The organism is Pseudoalteromonas sp. TB25 (assembly GCF_000497995.1).
Lineage (GTDB): Bacteria > Pseudomonadota > Gammaproteobacteria > Enterobacterales > Alteromonadaceae > Pseudoalteromonas > Pseudoalteromonas distincta.
On the sequence record NZ_AUTI01000209.1, the window covers coordinates 23,034 to 29,908 of the forward strand.

Here is a 6,875-nt window from a genome sequence, read left to right on the forward strand (position 1 = left end):
TAACAATGGCAGGATTCGATAAGGTAGTAAGTAGTTACAGCGAAGCAATGGCAGGGCTTGAAGATGGCATGACAGTGATTGCCGGTGGTTTTGGCTTGTGCGGTATACCGGAGGGACTTATTGGCCAAATTAAACGTCAAGGTATTCGCAATTTAACTGTGGTGTCTAATAACTGTGGCGTAGATGGTTTTGGTTTAGGCGTGTTACTAGAGGATAAACAAATACGCAAAATGGTGGCCTCGTATGTGGGTGAAAATGCCTTGTTTGAACAGCAACTACTCAGTGGTGAGCTAGATGTAGAGCTTACTCCACAAGGTACACTGGCTGAAAAAATGCGCGCTGGTGGCGCGGGNCAGCCACTGGAGTAGGCACGCCAGTGGCTGAGGGCAAAGAGACACGTAGTATTAATGGTCGAGATTACTTACTAGAGCACAGTATTACCGGTGACTTTGCCATTGTAAAAGCGTGGAAAGAGGATCGTTTTGGTAATTGTATTTATCGCCATACCGCGATGAACTTTAATCCTATGGCCGCCACCACGGGTAAAATAACCGTACTCGAAGTAGAAGAAATTGTAGAGCCTGGGGAGTTAGAGCCAAGCCAAATACACACTCCCGGTATTTATATCGACCGGATTATAAAGGGGGTGTTTGAAAAACGCATAGAAAAAGAGACCACCCAAGCAGCAAAGCAATTAGGAGCAAACTAATGGCATTAACACGCGAACAAATCGCCAAGCGAGTCGCGATGGAATTACAAGATGGCTATTACGTTAATTTAGGCATTGGGATCCCTACCTTAGTAGCTAACTATGTTCCCGATAATATTGCAGTAATGCTGCAATCAGAAAATGGCCTGCTGGGTATGGGGCAGTATCCTACTGCCGATGCGCTCGATGCTGATATGATAAACGCCGGTAAAGAAACTGTTACTGCCGCCACTGGCGCAGCCATTTTTAACTCAGCCGAAAGCTTTGCGATGATCCGCGGTGGTCATGTTGACTTAACCGTATTGGGCGCCTTTGAAGTTGACCAAAACGGTAATATTGCTAGCTGGATGATTCCTAATAAATTGATAAAAGGTATGGGCGGTGCCATGGATTTAGTTGCCGGTGCAAAAAACATTATTTGCACGATGACCCACGCTAACAAGCATGGTGAGTCAAAATTACTCAGTGAATGCAGCTTACCGCTTACCGGTGTGGGGTGTATTAATAAAGTAATTACCGACTTGGCTTTACTGGAAATTAAAGATGGTGCATTTCATTTATTAGAGCGTGCCCCCGGAGTGAGCGTAGAAGAAATTCAAGCTAAAACACAGGGGCGTTTAATTATCCCTAAAAATACACCCGAAATGACATTTTAATAATAGCTTACTGTCGTTATTAATTAAGCCCGCATTGTTGCGGGTTTTTCATAACTTGAAAAACTATAAATTCAAAATTTAATAATTTGATATGGATTTTTATTATAAAAGCATTGATCTTTCAGAGTTAAAATTAATTCAAGCTAGGAATGATTTTATCGCCACTCAAGACAGCTACTGCTTTGACATAAAATTAAATAGTCTCTTGTAAAATCTTAGCCTCAAAATATCAACAGCCTTTAATTAGAGGCTAAAAATATTCGTAATTAATTGGGTATTTTAATCGACTAACGGACTTTATTTGCTGTTATACGTAAATTAATCTGCTCTACTAGTACTTTATCCTGCTTGTTTAGACGCCCTACAATGAGCAAGAAATCACTACCGTCAGTTTTTATTACTTTAATGCTTGTGTTATCAAGTTTGGTTTTACCGTATGTGGTTTCTATTTTTTCTATGTCTTTAAAGTGACTAAGATCTGATTCAAGCTTACCGTCATCGTTTTTGTAGTAACTAAAAATATAGTTCTCGGTTATTCCGTTACCGTCTTGTCGGTAATCAAATACTGCATCGCTATAAAAATAAAGTATTTCTTCGTTTTCAGGTGTTAGGCGATTACGTTTTAAAAAGTGTACTTGGTAAGGCCATAAACTATCGCCTTTTATAATTGCAGCATTGGGTAAAATATTTACTTCTTGAAGTACGCCTAAAAATAATAGAGGTGCAAACGCAAGCGAGATTAAATACTGTCTAATTCGCCAGTATGAGTTGTAATGTAGGGCTTCTTTACTTATATCGGTTTGCTCAATGTAACTAACTAGGGGCAACCATAAAAATGGCATTATACAAATCACTATGGTTGCGTATTCGTCCATACGATAAGCAAAGGCGCTGGCAAGTACCATTAGCCAGAGTGTTAAGGCAGTCCAGTTAGGCATTACTCTATTTTTGTTTAACTGTTGTTGGCTGTGCTGTGCAAGTGCGAGATACAAAGGGTAATACCATAAAAATGCAAATATACCTCGAGCAATAGGCATAATACTTGAGTTATCGCGCTCTTTAATGGCCTTAAAGTTACGATAACTCCAGTAGTTAACAAATATGCCTAAACTTAAAATACTGTAAATAATAAACTTACTTACAGATACAGCATAAAATGGACTATCTTCAAATTTAACTTTTTTTGCTGACTCTAATCGCCAATCGGCGAAGAAGAATATGAGCACTAAAATATAGCCAGCCAACACATATTTAAGCCAGCTATAACCAAAGCTATCTAGCACATCAGCTGTTGTTTGAGGCGTTTCGCTCGCCTTTGCATATTTTAGAATAGGGTAATGGGTTGCTGATATTAACTTTTTACGCTGTGCTAAATAATCATCTATTTGATCCGCTTTAATATGATCTTGTTTTGCGTAATAGTTATAGCTCAGTGTTAAAACATTATCATTAAATTCAGTAGTTGTTTTTAGATTGAAGTAGTCGTTGTCAATTTCTTCTTGATCGCTATCAAATCCCCAACCTTTTTCTGCAAAATGTAGTTTTATTGTGGTGTTAATTATATTGGGGTAGTCAAAGTAAAGTGGGTCGGTACGATTTACCTGCTTTGGTTCGTAAACGCTATTTTGTATTTCACTCGCATAAAAACTAGCTTCGTAGCCTTCGTCTGTTTTTTCCCAAAATTCACTAATTAAATACGATTCTTTGGTTATTAGATTCCCCGTTTTTTCTTGCTCACTAATTGCCATTGCTTCATTGATTGATAAGCCATTTAAAAAACCTTGGTAATACTCGAAGTAAGATTTAGCAACGCTATTTAGACCACTGCTGGCTATATTGTTTCTTCGGTTAATTGCTTCAAATTCAGCATAAGTGTACTGGGTTTCAAAACGTGATGACTCAGATACTTTTTCAGCAATAAAAAAGTTATCCTCTACAGATACATTTGTATGTACAGGTTTTTGCGCCATTGAAGTTAAAGCGCTTTCACCTTTATCAATAATTAGGGCATAGCCATAATCAGGCTGTGCTAAATATTCGAGAGTACCTCGCTGGTAGCTAACCGTAGGATCGAGCCAGTAGCGTTTTCCGTTTTGTTTAAGCGTAACAATAACGTGATTAAATACACTTGCAGAAGGTGGAAGTTCTTTTAAACGTTTGGTTTCCTCTGTATCAACTAGCGCAGGGAAGGCTTCTATATCCATCGCTTTTAATAACGAGATAAGCAGTACTGTTTTATCTTTGCAATCGCCGTATCGTAGCGAAAGCGTTTCTGAAGCTGACGTTGGTTGATGCGAGTTAGTGCCCATTTCAAGCCCTAAATATCGAACTTCGTCTTGGCTAAAGCGCAGTGCTGCTGCAATTTTATCTGATGTTTTTGTGTGTTTTGCTTTTATTTTTTTAGCTATATCCAAAATGCTGCTTGGGGTTTCTATGGCTGATTGATAAAGCGGATATGCCCAGTTAACTACCTGACCCCAATCGTCAAACTCAGAAAAGTAAACTTGTGTATATGGGTCGTACCACGTTGGGGTTTGAGAATTCTGCTCCAGTAAAGGTTCTTCAAAAAGAGTTATAGAATAATCTTTGCCATATTTATTAAGCGTTTCTTGAATATCTGCTGTGCCGTTTATTGTATTTATATGTAGAGGTGTTTGTTTACCCCAAAGTACACGCATATTTTGTTGCACTACGGGTACCGACCAGTTCAGCGTGCGTCTTGTACTAAACTTATTAGCATATATAGGGTTGCTGCCTGTCACTGTGTAGCTGTAATCGAGTATGTCGCCACTGCGCATATCATCAATAATAATATTGAGTGATAAGCTACCATTATAAATACGCTCAGCTAATTCAGATTCACTCTGTATAACCGTCATTCTCGCGCTATCAAGCTTATCAATGTGCTCATTATTTCTGATAATCGTTAAGCTATTTAGTGTTAGCGACTCGTAACTTGGATCAAAATCAAGACTAAGCTGGCTTATATAATCAACACCACTTTGATTCAATGCCTGCATAACCAAACGGGTATAACGTTGCTGTTTTTGCCTGCTCGGTATATAGGATTGGTTATCGAGTAACAAATAAAGTGTGCCGTCACGTACTTTGGTTATATCGGAATTCTTGGGTTGCTCAATTATATGTGTATTAACCCAATTAGCTGGTTTATCTATTTTATATTGCTGCGCAAAAATATTATGAGAGAAAATTAATAAGGTAAGTGCAATTAGCCAAGCACTGAGTCGAAGGAAGTTCCATTTCATTGTGGGGTCTTATAGTTGTTTTTATAAATACTATTGAAGGAATAATGTACCAAATTTAGGCTTTTTTGACAATGAGATGTTAACAAATTCATTGTTGAGCAGTTAATTAATAGTATATAAATAAACTGCTATGGTAAGTGCGAAACGCTTAACCCCCTCAAATGTTCCTAAAATGATTTTCTAGTTGTATTGCTAAATCATAATTAGCTAAGCCTACTTTATTGTGGGCTTTATTAGAGCTGCAAAAATCCTATCTATTTATTCGTACGGTAATCATTCAAACCTTTAAAAGTGTTTATAAATCAAAATATAACAGTAACTGTTTTTGCTCTTTTTGTTCATGAACTTTATGAGCAAAAAGCATATAACGATCATCAATGCACCTTACCTTCTAAATATTTAGTTAATTTCACGTTAACAATAAGCTGCGAGTTAGATAGCAGTTTGTCGTCGCTTATCTACCTGACAATAAATACATACACAAGCGTGGAGAAAATAATGAAAGCAAGTAACACACAACTCGCTTTGGCAGTTGCTGCAGCATTAGCAAGTACATCCGTTTTAGCCGATAACGATACGCAAAAACTACAAGAGGAATTAGATGCGTTACAAAAAGAAGTAAGTGCACTAAAAAAAACCAGTGGTTTTAATTTAGAGTTTGGTGGACGGGTTCAGCTCGACTACAACTATTTTGATGGTGCTTACAATGCTGATAACGAGGGCTCTGGCGGGAGCAATTTTTTCCCTCGTCGTATTCGTACTTACGTTGAAAGTGAGCACGGAAATTGGGATCACAAGTTGTTACTCGAGTTTGCCGAAGGCACTGCTGAAATAGTGATGGCGCGTGTTCGCTATGCGTTTGATAACGGACTTAAAGTTAAAGCAGGTAAAATTCGCGAAGATATATCGCTAAATGCATTAACCAGTTCAAAGCACATTAATACAATTGAGCGTAGTTCGCTTGCCAATACTTTCTCCCCATTTTTTCGTTGGGGCGCTTCTGCCTATCAATATTTTAAAGACTCTGGCTTTCGTTACGCGATAGGCGTTTATAAAAATGATGCATTTGGTGCAACAGGTAGCGATGAAAACGATAAGCTTACTCTTGCTATTACTGGGCGTGCTACATGGTCGAGTACATCACCTGGCGATGTAATTCATTTAGGCGTGTGGCATTCATATCGCGATATGGGTGGCAATGAATTAGGCGCACGTTTTGCGCGTGGTGAAGTGCGCGAGACTAATACTCGCCTTGTTGATTATGCTGCTGGTGGTGTAACAAGCCCACTTGATAGTTTATCGCAAACCGGTCTTGAGTTTGCTTATCAGGCGGATTCTTTAACACTTGAGGCTGAATATGCAAGCCGCTCACTTGATGCCGCTAATAGTGCTGATTTTTTAGATGGCGAGCGCTTTGATGGTTTTCATGTATCGGCAAGTTACTTTTTAGGTGGAGAACAGCGCCAATACAAAGCGAGCTCTGCATTATTTGTACAACCTAAAAATATTAAAGATGCATGGGAGTTGGTGGCACGTGTTTCAGAAGTAGATGCTACAAGTAGCTTACAAGGCACAAAAGCGACAACTTATACATTAGGTACATCTTATTACGTAAGTAGTGATATTAAGTTTATGGGTAATCTAATTTACAGCGATGTAGAAGGTGCCGGTACTACTGCGCTGGTTGGCGACGAAGACTCTGGTATGGGCTTTAGTGCACGTATGCAGTATTTATTTTAAAGGGACACACAATGAAATTATTTAAATCATTACAAACGACCATACTTGCAGCATCGTTAGTACTTAGCAGCCCAATGGCAATGGCCGACACTCACTTTTTAATCCCTGGCGGACCTGGTGGTGGTTGGGATACAACAGCCCGTGGTATAGGCGAAGGTTTAGTTAAGTCAGGCATTGAAAATAATGCATCTTTTCAAAATATGTCTGGTGGTGGAGGCGGTCGTGCTATTGCGTATTTAATTGAGTCGGGCACTAAAAAGGGCGATATTTTAATGGTTAACTCAACGCCTATCGTATTGCGCGCGTTAAGTGGCCGAATTCCTTATAGCTATCGCGATTTAACACCTGTAGCCAGTATGATTGCAGATTATGGCGCGTTTGTAGTGCGTAACGATTCTCCATTTAAAACTTGGGAGGATGTTATTAAATCAATAAAAGAAGATCCAAGTTCGGTAAAAGTAGCGGGCGGTTCTGCTCGCGGCAGTATGGATCACTTAGTGGCGG

4 protein-coding genes and 1 pseudogene are annotated in these 6,875 nt (G+C 39.1%); 4 read left to right on the top strand and 1 reads right to left on the bottom strand.

What is annotated here, in order from left to right; genetic code table 11:
* Positions 1-5 precede the first annotated feature (5 nt).
* Positions 6-709, top strand: a pseudogene (locus L652_RS01000000123290) (CoA transferase subunit A).
* Positions 709-1,365, top strand: a complete 657-nt coding sequence (locus L652_RS0105435; protein WP_024594936.1) for a 3-oxoacid CoA-transferase subunit B — start codon at positions 709-711, stop codon at positions 1,363-1,365. Before L652_RS01000000123290 ends, L652_RS0105435 begins: the two are co-directional and overlap by 1 nt.
* A gap of 287 nt (positions 1,366-1,652) precedes the next feature.
* Here L652_RS0105435 and L652_RS0105440 read toward each other — a convergent pair whose 3' ends face one another.
* The gene (locus L652_RS0105440; RefSeq protein WP_024594935.1) at positions 1,653-4,631 is read right to left on the bottom strand and encodes a DUF3857 domain-containing transglutaminase family protein; all 2,979 of its coding nucleotides are present in this window, start codon (positions 4,629-4,631) and stop codon (positions 1,653-1,655) included.
* Between the two features lie 498 nt (positions 4,632-5,129).
* Here L652_RS0105440 and L652_RS0105445 point away from each other — a divergent pair, with 498 nt between their 5' ends.
* Positions 5,130-6,371 carry a porin gene (locus L652_RS0105445; RefSeq protein WP_024594934.1) on the top strand — a complete coding sequence of 414 codons (1,242 nt, stop codon included), beginning with the start codon at positions 5,130-5,132 and terminating at the stop codon, positions 6,369-6,371.
* Between the two features lie 11 nt (positions 6,372-6,382).
* The coding region (locus tag L652_RS0105450) for a tripartite tricarboxylate transporter substrate-binding protein (RefSeq protein WP_024594933.1) at positions 6,383-6,875 on the top strand (493 nt) is incomplete at its 3' end.

Coding starts and splice junctions, on each gene's coding strand:
- L652_RS0105435 (WP_024594936.1), top strand. CDS start 709: ATGGCATTAACACGCGAACAAATCGCCAAGCGAGTCGCGATGGAATTA.
- L652_RS0105440 (WP_024594935.1), bottom strand. CDS start 4,631: ATGAAATGGAACTTCCTTCGACTCAGTGCTTGGCTAATTGCACTTACC.
- L652_RS0105445 (WP_024594934.1), top strand. CDS start 5,130: ATGAAAGCAAGTAACACACAACTCGCTTTGGCAGTTGCTGCAGCATTA.